The sequence below is a fragment of the Streptosporangium minutum genome (genome assembly GCF_002149035.1).
GTDB classification, from domain to species: Bacteria; Actinomycetota; Actinomycetes; order Streptosporangiales; family Streptosporangiaceae; genus Streptosporangium; species Streptosporangium minutum.
Window position 1 is genome coordinate 1 of the sequence record NZ_NGFP01000193.1, and the last position, 17646, is coordinate 17646.

Annotated in this window: 14 protein-coding genes and 1 riboswitch; of the genes, 10 read left to right on the top strand and 4 right to left on the bottom strand. The window is 74.1% G+C overall.

The window, feature by feature from the left end; genetic code table 11:
* From CA984_RS31840 to cobM, 6 genes are all read left to right on the top strand, one after another.
* A partial coding sequence (locus CA984_RS31840) for a flavin monoamine oxidase family protein (RefSeq protein WP_341351739.1) occupies positions 1-1515 on the top strand: 1515 nt, incomplete at its 5' end.
* Positions 1516-1588: 73 nt separating this feature from the next.
* The gene (locus CA984_RS31845; RefSeq protein WP_231509803.1) at positions 1589-1999 is read left to right on the top strand and encodes a TIGR03618 family F420-dependent PPOX class oxidoreductase; all 411 of its coding nucleotides are present in this window, start codon (positions 1589-1591) and stop codon (positions 1997-1999) included.
* A 75-nt stretch (positions 2000-2074) separates the two neighbouring features.
* The gene (gene def / locus CA984_RS31850) at positions 2075-2623 is read left to right on the top strand and encodes a peptide deformylase (RefSeq protein ID WP_086577187.1); all 549 of its coding nucleotides are present in this window, start codon (positions 2075-2077) and stop codon (positions 2621-2623) included.
* A 54-nt stretch (positions 2624-2677) separates the two neighbouring features.
* Positions 2678-3106 (top strand): TIGR03618 family F420-dependent PPOX class oxidoreductase, encoded by a 429-nt coding sequence (locus CA984_RS31855; protein WP_086577178.1) that lies wholly within the window; start codon positions 2678-2680, stop codon positions 3104-3106.
* Positions 3099-4322: a precorrin-6y C5,15-methyltransferase (decarboxylating) subunit CbiE gene (gene cbiE, locus CA984_RS31860; RefSeq protein WP_086577179.1), complete on the top strand. Its 1224-nt coding sequence runs from the start codon at positions 3099-3101 to the stop codon at positions 4320-4322. Before CA984_RS31855 ends, cbiE begins: the two co-directional genes overlap by 8 nt.
* Positions 4319-5062, top strand: coding sequence for a precorrin-4 C(11)-methyltransferase (cobM, locus tag CA984_RS31865; RefSeq protein WP_086577180.1), 744 nt, complete (start codon positions 4319-4321; stop codon positions 5060-5062). The genes cbiE and cobM overlap by 4 nt, the downstream gene beginning before the upstream one ends.
* Before the next feature lie 175 nt (positions 5063-5237).
* Here the strand turns inward: cobM and CA984_RS31870 are convergent, their stop codons facing one another.
* Positions 5238-6311: a cobalt-precorrin-5B (C(1))-methyltransferase gene (locus CA984_RS31870; protein WP_086577181.1), complete on the bottom strand. Its 1074-nt coding sequence runs from the start codon at positions 6309-6311 to the stop codon at positions 5238-5240.
* A gap of 59 nt (positions 6312-6370) precedes the next feature.
* Here CA984_RS31870 and CA984_RS31875 point away from each other — a divergent pair, with 59 nt between their 5' ends.
* A complete protein-coding gene (locus CA984_RS31875; protein WP_086577182.1) occupies positions 6371-7123 on the top strand; it encodes a cobalt-precorrin-6A reductase in 753 nt (250 codons plus the stop codon).
* Between the two features lie 170 nt (positions 7124-7293).
* Here CA984_RS31875 and CA984_RS31880 read toward each other — a convergent pair whose 3' ends face one another.
* From CA984_RS31880 to CA984_RS48875, 3 genes are read right to left on the bottom strand one after another with little or no spacing between them, the layout of a single operon-like run.
* Positions 7294-8814 carry a precorrin-2 C(20)-methyltransferase gene (locus CA984_RS31880; protein ID WP_086577188.1) on the bottom strand — a complete coding sequence of 507 codons (1521 nt, stop codon included), beginning with the start codon at positions 8812-8814 and terminating at the stop codon, positions 7294-7296.
* Between the two features lie 5 nt (positions 8815-8819).
* Positions 8820-9446 carry a precorrin-8X methylmutase gene (locus CA984_RS31885; RefSeq protein WP_108724641.1) on the bottom strand — a complete coding sequence of 209 codons (627 nt, stop codon included), beginning with the start codon at positions 9444-9446 and terminating at the stop codon, positions 8820-8822.
* Complete coding sequence (locus CA984_RS48875) at positions 9443-10864, bottom strand: precorrin-3B synthase (RefSeq protein ID WP_086577183.1); 1422 nt, start codon at positions 10862-10864, stop codon at positions 9443-9445. The genes CA984_RS31885 and CA984_RS48875 overlap by 4 nt, the downstream gene beginning before the upstream one ends.
* Positions 10865-10888: 24 nt before the next feature.
* A riboswitch (cobalamin riboswitch) is annotated at positions 10889-11077 on the top strand.
* 114 nt (positions 11078-11191) lie between these two features.
* Between CA984_RS48875 and cobN the strand changes: the two genes are divergently transcribed.
* From cobN to CA984_RS31905, 3 genes are all read left to right on the top strand, one after another.
* Positions 11192-14824: a cobaltochelatase subunit CobN gene (gene cobN, locus CA984_RS31895; protein ID WP_086577190.1), complete on the top strand. Its 3633-nt coding sequence runs from the start codon at positions 11192-11194 to the stop codon at positions 14822-14824.
* Positions 14825-14967: 143 nt separating this feature from the next.
* Positions 14968-15813 carry an ATP-grasp domain-containing protein gene (locus tag CA984_RS31900; RefSeq protein ID WP_086577184.1) on the top strand — a complete coding sequence of 282 codons (846 nt, stop codon included), beginning with the start codon at positions 14968-14970 and terminating at the stop codon, positions 15811-15813.
* Between the two features lie 80 nt (positions 15814-15893).
* Positions 15894-17646, top strand: a 1753-nt coding sequence (locus CA984_RS31905; protein ID WP_165781486.1) for a prolyl oligopeptidase family serine peptidase, incomplete at its 3' end; no start/stop codon positions are given.

Genomic DNA, 17646 nt, shown 5'->3' on the forward strand with positions numbered 1-17646 from the left:
ACCACGCGTCTCTCAGCCCCGGCCACGAGCGGGTCCCTCCGCATCTGGTCAGGACGGCGCAGGAGGGACCACGCGTCTCTCAGCCCCGGCCACGAGCGGGTCCCTCCGCATCTGGTCAGGACGGCGCAGGAGGGCCTGCCCGCCCGGCAGGACGCGCCGAAGCGTGTCCTGGTCATCGGCGCGGGCATGGCGGGGCTGGTCGCGGCCTACGAGCTGATGCGCCAGGGGCACGACCCCGTCGTGCTGGAGGCGCAGCAGCGCGTGGGCGGCCGCGTCCACACCCTGCGTGGCTTCGCTGAGGGCCTGTACGCCGAGGCCGGGGCCATGCGCATCCCCCGCGTCCACGACCTGACGCTGGCCTACTGCCGCGAGTTCGGGCTCGGCCTGCGCCCGTTCGTCATGGGCAACCCCAAGACCCTCGCCTTCATCCAGGGCAGGCGCATGACGATGGAGGACCTGAACGCCGATCCGGGCCTGGTGGACTTCGAGCTGGCCGAGCACGAACGCGGCAGGACCTACGAGGAGCTGTGGAACGCGGCCACCGCGGAGGTCCGGGAGCGCTACTCGGACGAGGGAGGCGCCGCCCTCGACCGTCTCTGCGCCGAATACGACCATCACTCGATCCGCAGCTTCCTGCGCGAGCGCGGCTTCTCCCCGGGGGCCGTCGAACTCTACGGGATCATGAGCTTCCGGGAGGCGAACCTCAACGCCGCGGTGATCGAGCAGTTCCGGGAGATCATCGGCCGGGCGTTCGAGGACATGCAGGAGATCGTCGGCGGGACCGACCGGCTGCCCCTCGCCTTCTACGAGCGGCTCAAGGAGCGCGTCCGCTTCGGCCACGAGGTGCACGCGATCGAGCAGGACGACCACTCGGTCACCCTGCACGTCAGGACCGCCGCGGGCCGTACCGAGATAACGGGCGACTACGCCGTGTGCACCATGCCCTTCTCCGTGCTCCGCGACATCGAGGTACGGCCCGCGTTCACCCGGCGCAAGCAGCGGGCGATCAGGGAGCTCAACTACAACGCCTCGACCAAGATCTTGTTTCAGGTGCGCGAGCGGTTCTGGGAGCGCACCGACGGGATCGTCGGCGGGACCACCGTGACCGACCTGCCCGTCCGCCGGATCTGCTACCCCTCCCACTCCGACCCCGACGAGCGCAGGGGCGTCCTGCTCGCCAGCTACACCTGGGGCCAGGACGCGCTGCGGTGGGGCGCCATGAGCAGGGAGAAGCGGATCCAGCAGGCCGTGGAGGACGTCGCGAAGGTCCACCCGGAGATCGTCGACGCCTTCGAGTTCGGGGTGAGCCACGCCTGGTACGAGGACCCCTTCGCGGCCGGTGCGTTCGCCCTCTTCGAGCCGCACCAGCAGACGACCCTGCACGAGGCGATCATCCAGCCGGAGGGCCGCGTCCACTTCGCCGGAGAGCACTGCTCCCTCTGGCACGCCTGGATCGAAGGCGCACTGGAGTCGGGGCTGCGCGCCGCCGCCGCCATCCACGACGGCCCGTCCTGAGACTTTCGCCGGGGGCGGTGGAATCGATCAACGAGGCGTGATGTTCGATTGGTCCGTAGGCATACCGCTGATCGTGGAGGTCCCTGTGGGCAAGCTGAACGACGATGCGAAAGAACTGCTCAGCCAGCCGATTCACGCCTGGGTGACGACCGTACGGCCGGACGGATCGCTGCACAGCACCGTCGTGTGGGTGGACGTCGACGGAGACGACGTCATCTTCAACACGGCCGTCGGCCGCGCCAAGGAGCGCCACCTGCGCAACGACCCCCGGGTGTCGGTGAGCGTCCTGGACCCCAAGGACGCTTTCCACCTCGTCAGCGTCTCGGGCACCGGGGAGCTGGAGCTCGAAGGCGCGGACGCCGTCATCGACGGCCTGGCGAAGAAGTACCTCGGGGTGGACAGCTACCCCTACCGGCAGCCGGGCGAGCAGCGCATCACGGTCCGGGTGAGGCCCGACCAGGTGATCTACAACCCGGGAAGCTGAACGGCGTTGTCCGGCACGGCCCGGCCGCGAGTAGTCTGCTGCGACTGACACGCGACGGACATGGAGGCGTTCCACATGGAAGCAAGCGGCGAGGGCACGGCACGGCCGATCACGTTCGTCGGCGAACCGGTGCTGCACCGCCCGTGTGAGACCGTGACCCGCTTCGACGACGATCTCGCCACGCTGGTCGCGGACATGTTCGCGAGCATGTACGCCGCCGAGGGCGTGGGCCTGGCGGCCAACCAGATCGGGGTCGGCCTGCGCGTGTTCGTCTACGACTGCCCGGACGAGACCGAGGAGTACCGCAAGGGTGTCGTGGTCAACCCGACCCTGGTGATGCCCGGACCGGACGAGGAGCACCTGGACGACTACGCCGAGGGCTGCCTGTCGGTGCCGGGGCAGCGGGCGTCGCTGGCCAGGCCTGACCGCGCCGTGGTGCACGGGTTCGACGTGACCGGAGCACCCGTCACGGTGGAGGGCACCGGCCTGCTGGCCCGCTGCCTGCAGCACGAGACCGACCACCTGGAGGGGCGCCTCTACATCGACCGGCTCCCGGCCGAGCGGCGCGAGCAGGTTCTGGCGGCCTACGAGCAGGAGCGCGGCCAGGCGGCCGTGGCCGGCTGAGCACCGGCGGGCCCGGGGGAGGGGATCCTCCGCCGGGCCCGCCGCCCGGCTACCATGTCGCCCGGTACCACGACATCGGGGAAGGGCTGGGTGTTGAAGGATCTCGGAGACGGGTTCCGCGCCTTCTGGCGGGAGCGTCACCTGTCCACGCTGACCACCGTGCGGGCTGACGGCACGCCGCACGTCGTCCCCGTGGGGGTGACGCTGGACGCCGACTCCGGGATCGCGCGGGTGATCACCTCGGGCGGCTCGCACAAGGTCCGCCACGTGCGCGCGGCAGGGGAAGAGGGCGCGGCGGTCGCCGTCTGCCAGGTGGACGGGCGCCGCTGGTCGACCCTGGAGGGGCGCGCGGTGATCCGGGAGGACCCCGGGTCGGTCGCCGACGCCGAGCGCCGCTACGCCGAGCGCTACCGGCGGCCCCGTGAGAATCCGGCCCGCGTCGTGATCGAGATCCGGGTCGGCCGGGTGCTGGGCAATGTCTGACCTCGTCATGGTGGTCGGCATCGGCGCCGACGGCTGGGCGGGCCTGTCGGCGGCGGCGCGACGCGAGCTGCACGCCGCGGAGGTCCTGATGGGCAGCGCCCGGCAGCTGGCGCTGGTCCCCGAGCCGAGCGCCGAGCGCGTGGCCTGGCCCTCGCCGATGCTCCCGGCCCTGCCCGCGCTGCTCGCCTCCCACCAGGGGCGCCGGGTGTGCGTGCTGGCCAGCGGCGACCCCATGTTCCACGGCATCGGCACGACGTTGGTCCGGCTGCTCGGCCCGGACCGGGTCCGGGTGCTGCCTCATCCGTCGTCGGCCTCGCTGGCCTGCGCCAGGCTCGGCTGGGCCGTCGACCAGGTCGAGGTGGTCAGCGTCGTGACGCGGCCGGTCGAGTCGGTGCACGCCGCGGTCCACCAGGGCCGCCGGGTGCTGGTCCTCAGCGCCGACGGCCACACTCCGGCGCGGGTCGCCGCGTTGCTCGCCGCGCGCGGGTACGGCGGGAGCCCCATGACGGTCCTGGAGCGGCTCGGCGGCGCCGAGGAGCGTGTGATCCACGGTACGGCGGGCGGCTGGTCCCTGCCGGTGGCCCATGACCTCAACGTGGTCGCGGTGGAGTGCCGCGCCGACGCCGGGACCGTGCCCCTGCCCTGCGTCCCGGGCCTGCCGGACGAGGCCTTCGAGCACGACGGCCAGCTCACCAAGAGCGAGGTGCGCGCGGTGACCCTCTCCCGGCTCGCCCCCGTCCCCGGCGAGCTGCTGTGGGACGTCGGCGCGGGGGCGGGCAGCATCGCGATCGAGTGGATGCGCGCTCATCCGGCCAACCGGGCGGTGGCGGTGGACAGCCACCCCGAGCGGGCCGCGCGGATCTCCCGCAACGCCGCGGGGCTCGGCGTGCCCGGCCTGACCGTGGTGACCGGGCCGGCTCCCGCGGCGCTCGCCGGGCTGGAGCCGCCCGACGCCGTCTTCATCGGTGGCGGGGTGACCGTCCCCGGGGTGGTGGAGGGGTGCTGGGAGGCGCTGCGGCCCGGCGGCAGGCTGGTCGCCAACGCGGTCACCGTGGAGTCCGAGGCCGTCCTGGCCTCCTGGCACGGCGAACTCGGCGGCGACCTGGTCCGGCTGGCGGTCAGCAGGGCGGCACCGGTCGGCGGCTTCACCGGCTGGCGGCCGATGATGCCCGTGACGACCTGGACGGCGATCAAGCCGGTGGAGGGTGAGCGATGACGGTGCGTTTCATCGGGGCGGGACCCGGCGCCGCCGACCTGATCACCCTCCGGGGGCAGCGGGCGGTCGCGTCCTCGCCGGTGTGCCTGTACGCCGGGTCCCTGGTCCCGGCCGAGCTGCTGGAGTGCTGCCCGCGTGGGGCACGGCTGGTGGACACCGCCAGGATGGCCCTGGAGGAGATCGTGGCGGAGATGCTCGCCGCTCACCGAGCCGGCCACGACGTGGCCCGGTTGCACTCCGGCGACCCGTCGGTGTTCAGCGCGATGGCCGAGCAGATGCGGCGGCTGGACGCGGCCGGGGTGCCCTACGAGGTGATCCCCGGCGTGCCCGCGTTCGCCGCCGCCGCGGCGTCGCTGAAGCGGGAGCTCACCGTCCCAGGGGTGGGCCAGACGATCGTGCTGACCCGGACCTCGGTCCGCGCCACCCCCATGCCCGACGGAGAGGACCTGGACACGCTGGGGCGCAGCCGGGCCACGATGGTCCTCCACCTGGCCGTGCAGCGCGTCGAGGCGGTCGCCGCGGAGCTGGTCCCCAACTACGGCGCCGACTGCCCGGTGGCCGTGGTGGCGCGGGCCAGCCGGGACGACGAGGTGATCCTGCGCGGCACCCTGGCCGACATCGCCGGAAAGGTCCATGCCGCCGGGGTCGTCCGCACCGCGGTGATCGTGGTCGGCCGCGTGCTGACCGCTTCGGAGTTCCCCGACAGCCACCTGTACTCGGCCGCCCGCTGCCGTGACTGACCCCGGCGCCCCGCGCCGGGACCTGCCGTTCCTCCGCGCCCGGACACCGGCTCCGGCCCGGCCGGTCCGCGCGGCCGACGGTCACCGGGCTGGGTCGGTCCGCGTGACCGGTGACCGCGTGACCGGTGACCGCGTGGCCGGTGACCGCGTGGCCGGTTCAGCCGGCGCGGCCGGTTCAGCCGGCGCGGCCGACGATCACCCCCGCGCGGTCGATGACCACCACGTCCACCGCCACGGGCGCCTCGCGCAGCACGCCGACGGCCGTCAGGCGGGCGCGCTCGGCGACCAGGTCGCCCAGCGGCAGCCCCGCCTCCTGGCAGAGCCGGAGCGCGTGCAGGGCCGTGTTGGCCTCCAGCACCCGCCCGGCCAGCGCCTCGTCCCCGCCCGCCGAGCGGACGATCTCGGCGAGCATGCCGGGATCGACCTGCGAGCGGCCCGAGTGAAGGTCCAGATGGCCGTCGGCGAGCTTGGAGAGCTTGCCGATGCCGCCGGCGACGGTCAGCCGCGGCACGGGATGCCTGCGCAGATATTTCAGCACGGCTCCCGCGAAGTCGCCCATGTCGAGCAGCGCGTCCTCCGGCAGCCCGTACAGCTCGGCCGCCACCTTCTCCGAGGTGCTCCCGGTGCATCCGGCGACGTGCAGGCGGCCAGCCGCCCTGGCCACGTCGACGCCACGCCGGATGCTGTCGATCCAGGCCGAACACGAGTACGGCACCACGACGCCGGTCGTGCCGAGGATGGACAGCCCGCCCAGGATCCCCAGCCGGGGGTTCCAGGTCTTCCTCGCCAGCTCCTCGCCGTGCTCCACCGAGATCTCCACGATCACGTCACCGGTCCCGCCGTGCCGGGCGGCCACCTCGGCGATGTGCTCGCGCATCATCCGCCGGGGGACCGGGTTGATCGCCGGTTCGCCCACGTCCAGCGGGAGCCCCGGTTTGGTGACGGTGCCGACCCCGGGTCCCGCCGCGAACGCCACGCCGCCGCCGGGGACGCCGTGCCGTACCGTCGCGGAGATCAGTGCCCCGTGCGTCACGTCGGGGTCGTCGCCGGCGTCCTTGACCACCGCGGCCATGGCCGTACCGCCGGTCAGCGACTCCCTGGCCAGCGCGAACGCCGGACGCCGCCCCTTGGGCAGCGTGATCTCCACCGGGTCGGGGAAGCCGCCGGTCAGCAGCGCGGTGTAGGCGGCGGTGGTGGCCGCGGTCGCGCACGCGCCGGTGGTCCATCCGTGGCGTAGGGGCGTGCTCATGGTTCAAGCATCGATCGGTACGGCGGGGCGACGCCCCGCGACGGAGGAAAGGTGACGGAGTGGTGAACATCCTGGTGCTGGGAGGTACGGACGAGGCCAGGCGGCTGGCCGCCGCGCTCGCCGGACGCGCCGGGACACATGTGGTGTCCTCGCTGGCGGGGCGGGTGCGCGACCCCAAACTGCCGGTGGGCGAGGTGCACGAGGGCGGCTTCGGCGGGCCCGGCGGGCTTGAGGCGTGGATCGGCGAGCGCCGGATCGACGTCGTCGTGGACGCCACGCACCCGTTCGCCGCCCGGATGACCGCCTCGGCGGTCGAGGCGACCGGCCGGGCGGGGGTGCCGCTGCTGATCCTGCGGCGGCCGGGCTGGCAGGCCGCCCCCGGCGACGACTGGCGCTGGGTGCCGTCGCTCGCCGCGGCCGCCGAACTCCTGCCCGCGCTGGGGGAGCGGGTGTTCCTGACCACCGGCCGCCGGAGCCTGCCGGTCTTCGCCGGACTCGACGGTCTGTGGTTCCTCGCCCGCTCGGTGGACCCGCCGGAGCCGCCCGCCCCGCGCCGTCTGGAGGTGCTGCTCAGCCGGGGCCCGTTCACCGTGCAGGGCGAGCTGGCGCTCATGCGGCACTACCGCGTGGACATGCTGGTCACGAAGGACAGCGGCGGAGAGATGACCACGGCCAAGCTGCTCGCGGCCCGCGACCTCGGACTCCCGGTCGTGATCGTACGGCGGCCGCCGCATCCCGGGGGAGTCCCCTCGGTGGGGACGGTGGAGGAGGCGCTCACCTGGCTGGAGAGCGCGGTGGGTCACGTCAGGTGAGGTCGAGCCGGCCGGGAGGTGTGCCCGGCCGGGGGTGTCGGGCCCGGTCGAGCCGGCGGGGAGGCGCGCCCGGCCGAGGGCGTCAGGGCCGGTCGAGCGGGCCGTGAGATGTGCCCGGCCGGAGGGCCCCGGCAGGGCGGGCCCGCCCTGCCGGGGCCGAGGGAGGCCGGTCACGCGGGATAGCGGCGGGGGGTGAACACCACCTGGCCGCCGTCGCCACGCTTGACCGCCCGGGTGGTCGAGGAACCCACCAGCAGCAGGCAGCGCATGTCGACCATGGCGGGGTCGAGCTCGGCCAGGGTGGTGACGGTCATGCTCTCCCCCGCCCCGCCGACGTCCCGGCCGATGACGACGGGAGTCTCCGGAGCGCGGTGCTCCAGCAGCAGGTCCCGGGCGGCGGCCACCTGCCACGTGCGGCTCTTCGAGGCGGGGTTGTAGATCGCCAGCACCAGGTCGGCCCTCGCGGCGGCGGTGATCCGCCCGGCGACGACCTCCCATGGCTTGAGCAGATCCGACAGCGACAGCACGCAGTAGTCGTGGCCGAGCGGGGCGCCCGCCCGGCTCGCCACCGCGTGCGCGGCGGTCAGGCCGGGCAGCACCCGCACCGGGACGTCGGCGAACCGGGGCTCGCAGGCCACCTCCAGCACCGCGCTGGCCATCGCGAACACCCCCGGATCGCCCGAGGACACCACGGCCACCCGGGATCCGCCGGCGGCCAGCTCCAGCGCGTGCGCGGCCCGCTCGGCCTCCACCCGGTTGTCGGTGGGGTGGCGGCGCTGGCGCGGGTTCGGCGGGACCCGGTCCAGGTAGGGGCCGTACCCGACGAGCTCGTCGGCGCCCGCCAGCGCGTCCTGCGCCTCCGGGGTCAGCCACGGCCGTCCGGCCGGGCCGAGACCGACCACGACCACCTCGCCGGGACCGCCGGCCGGGGTCGCGGGCTCCGCCTCCCGGACCGGCCCGGCCTGCGCGGCGTTCACCGGGCTCGGGATCAGCGCCAGCGAGAAGTACGGCACGCTGTCCGGGTCCACCTCGGCGAGCGGAGCCAGGCGCTGGCCGCCGGTGGTGGCGCGTTCCACGTACCAGGCCTCGTCGAGACGGCCGGCCCGGTCCAGCGCGTCGCGCACCTTGGCGAACGTCCGGCCGAGCTTGAGGATCGCCGCCGAGTCGGCGGAGGCCAGGCGCTCGGCGAGAACCTCGGCGGGGAGCGTCCCGGGCAGCACGGTCAGCGTCTCGTCCCGCTCGACCAGCGGCCGCCCGAGGACCGCCGCGGCGCCGCTCACGGAGGTCACGCCGGGGACCACCTCGGTGACGTAGCGGTGGGACAGGCGCTTGTGCATGTGCATGTAGGAGCCGTAGAAGAGCGGGTCGCCCTCGCACAGCACCACCACGTCGCGCCCGGCGTCCAGGTGGGCGGCCAGCCGCAGCGCGCACTCGGCGTAGAAGTCGTCGATGGCGCCCTGGTAACCGCCGGGGTGATCGGTGGTCTCCGTGGTGAGCGGGTAGATCAGGGCTTCCTCGATCTGGCCCTCACGCAGGTACGGCGCGGCCACCGAGCGGGCGATGCTCCGGCCGTGGCGGGCGCTGTGGAAAGCGATCACGTCCGCCTCGCCGAGGAGGCGGGCGGCCTTGACGGTCACCAGCTCCGGATCCCCGGGCCCGAGCCCCACGCCCCAGAGCCGTCCAGTCGCCATGTCGTTCACTCGTCCTCACTCGCGATGGCGTTGACCGCGGCGGCGGTCATCGCGCTTCCACCCCGGCGCCCGTGCACGACCAGGTACTCCAGGCCCGCCGGATGCTCGGCGAGGGCCTGCTTGGACTCGGCGGCGCCGATGAAGCCGACCGGGATCCCGAGCACGGCGGCCGGCCGTCCGGCGCCCTCCTCGACCATCTCCAGCAGCCGGAACAGCGCGGTCGGCGCGTTGCCGATCGCGACCACGGAGCCCTCCAGCCGGTCGCGCCACAGCTCCAGCGCGGCGGCGCTGCGGGTGGTGCCCAGCCGTCCGGCGAGCTCCGGCACGCCCGGCTCGCCCAGCGTGCAGATCACCTCGTTGCCGGCGGGCAGGCGGCGGCGGGTCACCCCGGAGGCGACCATCATCGCGTCGCACAGCACCGGCGCACCCGCGCGCAGGGCGGCGCGCGCCGACGCCACGACACCGGGCGACCACCCGAGGTCGGTCACCAGGTCGACCATCCCGCAGGCATGGATCATGCGGACCGCCACCTGGGCGACGTCCGGGGGCAGGCCGCTCAGATCGGTCTCGGTGCGGATGGTGGCGAAGGAGCGGCGGTAGATCTCCGCGCCGTCGCGGACGTAGTCGATCACGTTTCCCCTCTGGCGGCCGCCACCGCGGCCGTGGTCTCTTCGATGTCCGCACAGGTCAGGCTCCGGCCGTCCAGGTCGACGCGGTAGCCGTCGCCGGTGGCGACCACGTCCGCGACCCGCCCTCCGGGGCGGCCGCAGCGCCTCTCGCAGCCCGCCCAGTGCACGGGGAGCGTACCGGTGCGCGGTGAATCCGCCACATGCGGGGCGGCGGCCGGCGGCGTGCCGCCCTCCGGCTCCGTCCGGCCGCCGGGCCCGGTCGCGCCCGGGGCGTCGCCCTCGATCGGCGCCCCGGGGCCGGCCCCGGTGGCGGAGGCGGTCCTGCCGCCCCGGCGGGAGAGGGTGGCGCGGGCCGCGTCGGACCGCACGTCGGCCAGGGACTTGGCGCAGCCGGGGCGTCCGGTGCAGGCCGTCACGCCGATCCACGGGGAGCCGGGGTCGGTGACCAGGCCGGCCTCCGCCAGCCGGGCGACCGCCCGCGGCAGTTCGGCGCGGTCCAGACCGGGCAGGACCACACCCCGCCACGGTGTCAGCCGTACCTCGCCGTGGGAGGCCAGGCCGGCGAGGAGTTCGGCCTGGGCGGAGGTCAGCCGTCCCAGCGGCACCGCGACGCCGAGAGCCACCCGGCCGCCGGGCTGGTCGACGGCGCCCACCGGCCCTCCCGCCGCGGACGGCCGCCCGGCCCGGTACGGCTCCGCGGGCGGGCGGAGCCGTACCGGGCCGGCGGAACCGGTGTCCAGCGCGGCGCGGACCCGGGCCGCGACCAGCTCCGCGCCGTCGCTCAGCTCGCTGATCCGCCAGGCGTGCGTCTCCTGGGCGGCCAGCTCGGCCAGGAAGGCCTCGGCGGCGGCGAGCAGCGCGGTGACCGCGGAGGTCACGGGCACGCGCAGGCCGCTGTCGGCGCCCGCGAGGACCAGGACGGCCTCGCCCGCCCCGGTCGGCAGGATCCCGGCGTCGGGACCGAGCCAGGCCACGTCGCCCCGGCCGTCGTCGAGGGCGAACAGGAAACGTCCCGGCAGGCCGGCGAGGGCGGGCCGGGCGCACAGCCGGCGGTCCAGGTCGGCGACCAGCGGGCCGACGTCGAGCACCCCTCTCGCGTCGCAACCGGTCAGCGGGGAGGCGAGGACGTTGCGGATCCGCTCGTGGGTGGGCGAGGGCAGCAGCCCCGCCTCCGCCATGCGCGCCGCGAACCCGGTCTCCGCGCCGAGCCCGCGTACCTGGACGTTCGCGCGGGAGGTCAGCTCGATGACACCGGTCCCCCAGGTGGCGGCGGCACCGGCGAGCTCGCGTAGCTGGGGGACCGTCAACCGGCCGCCGGGGACGCGGACACGCGCCAGGCCGCCGTCGGCCGCGGCGTGCACCTGGAGCGCCCCGGGACATGCGTCGAGTCGCGATCGTCCGGAAAAGTCGCTAATGACCACGCCGAGGATGGTAACGCCAGTTTCTTGCAATGAACGGGACTGCCGTAGTCTCATCAATGGCGACGGCAAGGGAGGAAGCCGGTGTGAATCCGGCGCGGTCCCGCCACTGTAACCGGGGAGCGAACCCCACCCAGGCCACTGTCCGGCGACGGACGGGAAGGCCGGGGGGAGCACCGATCCGGGAGCCAGGAGACTCCAGCCGTCGTAGCCGACGACGACCCGGGGCGAGGACCCCGAGGGAGGAAGCTCCGTGCGCTTTTCGCCGTTCCCGTGCCATCCCATGGCCCCGCTGAGCCGTACCACGCCGTTCCCGCAGGGGTGTGGCGCGTGATCCTCCTGCTCTCGACCTCCGACACCGACCTGCTCAGCGCCCGCGCGAGCGGCGCGGACTACCGGCTGGGCAACCCCGCCCGGCTCACCGCCGAGGACCTGCCACCCCTGCTGGACGGCGCCGACCTGGTCGTCGTCCGGCTGCTCGGCGGCCGCCGCGCCTGGGAGGAGGGCCTGGACGCCCTGCTGGCCGGGCCCCGGCCCGTCGTCGTCCTGGGCGGCGAGCAGGCGCCCGACGCCGAGCTGATGGAGCTGTCCACCGTGCCCGGCGGGGTCTGCGCCGAGGCGCACGCCTACCTCGCCCACGGCGGCCCGGCCAACCTCACCGAACTCCACCGGTTCCTGTCCGACACCCTGCTGCTGACCGGGCACGGGTTCGCCGCGCCCGCCCCCACCCCCGGGTGGGGCCTGCTGGAGCGCGCGGCGCGCCGCGAGGACGGGCCGGTCATCGGGGTGCTCTACTACCGGGCCCACCACGTCGCCGGGAACACCGCGTTCGTCGAGACCCTCTGCTCGGCGATCGAGGACGCCGGCGGCCGGGCGCTGCCCGTCTACTGCGCCTCCCTGCGCAGCGCGGAACCCGGCCTGCTGGAGGTCCTCGGTACAGTGGACGCCCTGGTGGTGACCGTCCTCGCGGCCGGCGGCACCCGCCCGGCCACCGCGTCGGCCGGCGGGGACGACGAGGCCTGGGACGTCGGCGCGCTCGCCGAACTGGACGTGCCGATCCTGCAGGGTCTGTGCCTGACGAGCAGCCGGGCGTCGTGGGAGGAGAACGACGACGGCCTGTCCCCGCTCGACGCGGCCACCCAGGTCGCGATCCCCGAGTTCGACGGCCGGATCATCACGGTGCCCTTCTCCTTCAAGGAGATCGACGAGGACGGGCTGACCGTCTACGCGGCCGATCCGGAGCGGGCCTCCCGGGTGGCGGGCATCGCGGTACGGCATGCCGTGCTCCGGCACATCCCGGCCGGCGAGCGGCGGATCGTGCTGATGCTGTCGGCCTACCCCACCAAGCACTCCCGGATCGGCAACGCCGTCGGCCTGGACACCCCCGCGAGCCTCGTCAGGCTGCTGGCCGTACTGCGCGAGCGCGGCTACGACATCGGCGCCGAGGGCGAGCTGCCGGGCGTGACCGAGCAGGACGGCGACGCGCTGATCCACGCGCTGATCGCGGCGGGCGGGCAGGACCCGGAGTGGCTCACGGAGGAGCGGCTCGCCGGCAACCCGGTGCGCATCGCGGCCGGCCGGTACGCCGAGTGGTACGGCACGCTGCCGGAGGACCTGCGCGCAGGGATGGAGCGGCACTGGGGCCCCGCGCCGGGCGAGCTGTTCGTGGACAGGTCGCACGACCCGGCCGGCGAGATCGTGCTGGCCGCGCTGCGCGCCGGGAACGTCGTGGTCATGGTGCAGCCGCCACGCGGCTTCGGCGAGAACCCCATCGCGATCTACCACGACCCCGACCTGCCGCCCAGCCACCACTACCTGGCGGCCTACCGATGGCTGGCCGACGGCTTCGGCGCGCACGCCGTGGTGCACGTGGGCAAGCACGGCAACCTGGAGTGGCTGCCGGGGAAGTCCGCCGGGCTGTCGGCCTCCTGCGGCCCCGACGCCGCGCTCGGCGACCTGCCGCTGATCTACCCCTTCCTGGTCAACGACCCCGGTGAGGGCACCCAGGCCAAGCGCCGGGCCCACGCCACCCTGGTCGACCACCTCGTCCCGCCGATGGCCCGCGCCGACACCTACGGGGACATGGCCCGGCTGGAGCAGCTTCTCGACGAGCACGCCTCCATCGCCGCGATGGACCCGGCGAAGCTCCCGGCGATCCGCGCCCAGATCTGGACCCTGATCCAGGCCGCCCGGCTCGACCACGACCTGGGCATCGAGGACCGCCCGCACGACGCCGAGTTCGACGACTTCCTGCTGCACATCGACGGCTGGCTGTGCGAGGTCAAGGACGTCCAGATCCGCGACGGCCTCCACGTGCTGGGCGCCGCCCCGCAGGGCGCGACCCGCGTCGACCTGGTGCTCGCGATGCTCCGCGCCCGTCAGATGTGGGCGGGCGGAGAGGCCCTCCCGGGGCTCCGCGAAGCCCTGGGCCTGGCCGAGGACGGCACGGCGGGCCGGATCGGCACCGACGAGGCCGAGACCCTCGCCCGGGCACTGGTCGAGGCCATGGAAGAGCGGGCCTGGGACCCGGCGGCCGCCGCCGGCGTGACCGCCGCCGTCCTGGGCGCCGAGGCGGAGACAGCCGAGGCGGAGACAGGGGCGGGGGCGGACCGCGGGACGGTGGAGCGGATCCTGCGGTTCGCGGCGGCCGAGGTCGTGCCTCGGCTGGCACGGACCACGGACGAGATCGACGCGATCCTGCACGCCCTCGACGGCGGTTACGTCCCGGCGGGACCGAGCGGGTCGCCGCTGCGCGGGCTGATCAACGTGCTGCCCACCGGCCGCAACTTCTACTCGGTCGACCCCAAGGCGGTGCCGAGCAGGCTCGCCTGGGAGACCGGGCAGGCGATGGCCGACTCCCTCCTGGAGCGCTACCGGGCCGACACCGGCGACTGGCCGCGCTCGGTCGGGCTGTCGGTGTGGGGGACCAGCGCCATGCGCACCGCGGGCGACGACGTGGCCGAGGTGCTGGCCCTGCTCGGTGTGCGGCCGGTGTGGGACGAGGCGTCGCGGCGGGTCACCGGGCTGGAGCCGATCCCGGCCGGGGAGCTGGGACGTCCGCGCGTGGACGTCACGGTCCGGATCAGCGGCTTCTTCCGGGACGCGTTCCCGCACGTGGTGGCCATGCTGGACGACGCGGTACGGCTGGCCGCCGGGCTGGAGGAGCCCGGGGAGCAGAACTACGTCCGGGCGCATGTGCTGGCCGACAGCCAGAGCCACGGAGACGAGCGCAGGGCCACCATGCGGATCTTCGGCTCCCGGCCGGGGGCCTACGGCGCCGGGCTGCTGCCGCTCATCGACAGCCGCAACTGGCGCGACGACGCCGATCTCGCCGAGGTCTACGCGGTGTGGGGCGGCTTCGCCTACGGCCGGGGCGTCGACGGGGTCCCGGCCAGGGAGGACATGGAGACGGCCTACCGGCGGATCGCGGTGGCGGCCAAGAACGTCGACACCCGCGAGCACGACATCGCCGATTCCGACGACTACTTCCAGTACCACGGCGGCATGATCGCCACGGTCCGCGCGCTCACCGGGAAGGCGCCCGCCGCCTACATCGGCGACAGCACCCGCCCCGACGCGGTCCGCACCCGGACGCTCTCGGAGGAGACCTCCAGGATCTTCCGCGCCCGGGTGGTCAACCCCCGCTGGCTGGCCGCCATGCGCAGGCACGGCTACAAGGGAGCCTTCGAGCTCGCCGCCACCGTCGACTACCTGTTCGGCTACGACGCCACCACCGGCGTGGTCGCCGACTGGATGTACGACAAGCTGGCCGCGACCTACGTGCTGGACCCGGAGAACCAGGAATTCCTGGCCAGGTCCAACCCGTGGGCGCTGCACGGCATCGCCGAACGCCTGCTGGAGGCGGCGGACCGGGGCATGTGGGAGCACCCCGACCCCGACATCCTGCGCGGCCTCCAGGAGGTCTACCTCAAGTCGGAGGGAGACCTCGAAGAGGGCGCCTGACTCCCCGGGCCCGTCCCGCTCACGCCGGGACGGGCCCGTACGGACGACGGCCACCCGCGGTCACATCCGGGGTCGAGGGCGGCACGCGGGCGGCGCGGAGGGGGCGGGTAGTTTGACGGCACACCGACCCGCGAGGAGAGACGTTGCCGCCCGCCCAGCCCAGTGTCCTGTACGTCACCGATCTGGCCTACCAGGCCCGAGGGCGCCGATACTGCGACGAGGACATCTTCCTGACCTCCCGGCTCCGCGAGGACTTCGGCCTCGCCCTGTGTCACCCGCTGGACGCGGCCGCGCTGATGGACGCCTTCGACGTGGTCGTGGTCCGCAACAGCGGGCCCGTGCTGCACTACGCGGCCCAGTACGCGGCCTTCCGCGATCGGGCGCTGAGGAACGGCACGCGCGTCTACACCCAGCTGACGGGTAAGGCGGACCAGACCGGCAAGCAGTATCTGCTCGATCTGGCCGCCGAGGGACACCCGGTCATCGCGACCGTCGACCGCCCGGAGGACATCGGCCGCCTGCCCGAGGCGGCCGAGTACGTGATCAAGCCCAAACTCGGCGCGGACTCGATCGGGCTGGAGTTCGTCACCCGGGACCGGCTGGAGGGTGTGGCGTTCGACGGCGTGCTCGTCCAGCCGCGTATCCGCTTCCGGTACGAGGTGTCGTTCTACTTCATCGACCGCGCCTTCCAGTACGCCCTCTACGCGCCCCGTCCCGACCGGCGGTGGGTACTGGAACGGTACGGACCCACCGCGGCGGACCTGGAGTTCGCCCAGCGTTTCGTCGACTGGAACGACATCGAGCACGGGATCCAGCGCGTCGACGCCTGCCGCACCCCGGACGGGGAGCTCCTCCTCGTCGAGCTGGAGGACCTGAACCCCTACCTCTCCCTGGACCTCCTCGACGGCGAGGCCCGTGACTCCTTCGTCGCGAACATGAAGGCGTCCCTGCACGGCCTGCTCGCCGCCGCCCCTTATCGCGCACGGTGAATCCCTGAAGGCACGGCGGGCGATCCCGGTCACCGTCACCAGCTCACCCGGCTTCGCGAGCGTCGCCTATGATCATGCAGATGCGTGACATCACCGGCCCCCCGATCGCCCGAGTGGACGTGGTGCGCGACGTCCACCACGGCATCACGCTCGACGATGCCTACCGGTGGATGGAGGCGGACGGAGAGGAGTTCCACCGCTGGCTGGACGGCCAGGCCAGGCACGCCCGCGAGCACCTGGACGCCCTACCGCACCGCTCCGGCCTGCTGACCCGGATCCGCGAACTGGGCAGTGCGCTCACGCGGTACTTCGGCCTCGCGATGGCAGCCGACAGGGTCTTCGCCCTGGTACGCGAGCCGGACGCCCGCGTACCGGTGCTGACGGTGACCGAGGCCGACGGAGCGAGCAGGGTCCTGTTCGACCCCGGCACGGTGCCCGGCGACGGGCACCACGCCATCGACTGGTACGTGCCCTCCCCTGACGGCCGCCGCGTCGCCTGCGCCGTCTCCGCCTCCGGGTCGGAGGACAGCTCCATCCACGTGATCGACGCCGACTCGGGAGCCATCCGGGAGACGATCCCGCCCACGACGCGTTTCGCCTTCCTGAGCTGGCTGGAGGACAGCCGGTCGTTCGTCTATCACCGCTACGTGGAGCAGCGCCGCCTGGACAGCCGTTCCTTCCTGCACCGGCTGGGCGCCGACCCGGCGCAGGACACGGTGGTGCTGGCCCGCGGCCTCAACCCCCACATCGAGCTGACCCCGCAGGATCGGCCCTTCCTGGTGGTGCCGCCGCACGGCGAGTGGATGCTGGCGATCATCTCCCACGGCGCGCTCAGCCCCTGGCCCTGGACCGGCGAGCAGCTGAGCGACTGCACGGTGTACGTGGCGCCGCGCGCCGGGCTGGCCGATCCGGCCGCCTGCCCGTGGCGGCTGGTCGCGGGCGCAGCGGATGGCGTGACCGCCTTCGCCACCAGCCACGACACCCTCTACCTGGTCTCCCATCGGGACGCGCCCCGCTCCCGCGTGCTGGCCGTTCCGCTCGCCGTACCGGATCTGTCGCGCGCCCGGGTGGTCGTGCCCGCGGGTGAGCGCGTGGTGGAGACGGTGCGGGTGGTGGGCGATCGGCTGCTGGTGCGCGATCTCGACGGTGGCGTCAGCCGGGTACGGCACGTGCCCCTGTCCGGCGGTGAGCCCGCCGATCTCCCGCTGCCGGTGGACGGCGCGATCCTGGAGTGGACCACCCACCCCGAGCGGCCCGAGGCCCTGCTGCTGGTGGCCGGCTGGACCGATGCGCCGCGGCTCTACCGCTACGACGGCGAAACCCTCCAGGACACCGGGCCGGCGCCCCGCTCACCGGTGGACTTCGGTGACGTGCAGGCCCGCACTCTGCATGTGCCCGCGCGGGACGGAACACCGATCCCGCTCACGGTCATCCACCACAAGGACCTGGAGCTGGACGGCGACAACCCGGCCGTGCTCACCGGCGAAGGCTCCTACGGGATCATCGACCTGCCGGAGTTCCGTCCCGAGATGCTCGCCTGGTACGAGCGCGGCGGCGTCTACGCGGTGGCGCACCTGCGCGGCGGCGGCGCCTACGGCCGCGAATGGCACGAGGCCGGGCGCGGCGAGCGCAAGGAGGCCACCATCACGGACTTCATCGACTGCGCCGAGCACCTCATCGCCCTGGGCTACACCCGGCCGGGGCGGCTGGCCGGCGAGGGCGTCAGCGCCGGCGGCATCCCCACCGGCGGCGCGCTGGTGCGCCGCCCGGAGCTGTGGGCGGCCATGGTGATGCACGTGCCGACGGTCAACGCCACACGGACCGAGTTCACCG

Coding starts and splice junctions, on each gene's coding strand:
- def (WP_086577187.1), top strand. CDS start 2,075: ATGGAAGCAAGCGGCGAGGGCACGGCACGGCCGATCACGTTCGTCGGC.
- CA984_RS31855 (WP_086577178.1), top strand. CDS start 2,678: ATGTCGCCCGGTACCACGACATCGGGGAAGGGCTGGGTGTTGAAGGAT.
- cbiE (WP_086577179.1), top strand. CDS start 3,099: ATGTCTGACCTCGTCATGGTGGTCGGCATCGGCGCCGACGGCTGGGCG.
- cobM (WP_086577180.1), top strand. CDS start 4,319: ATGACGGTGCGTTTCATCGGGGCGGGACCCGGCGCCGCCGACCTGATC.
- CA984_RS31870 (WP_086577181.1), bottom strand. CDS start 6,311: ATGAGCACGCCCCTACGCCACGGATGGACCACCGGCGCGTGCGCGACC.
- CA984_RS31880 (WP_086577188.1), bottom strand. CDS start 8,814: ATGGCGACTGGACGGCTCTGGGGCGTGGGGCTCGGGCCCGGGGATCCG.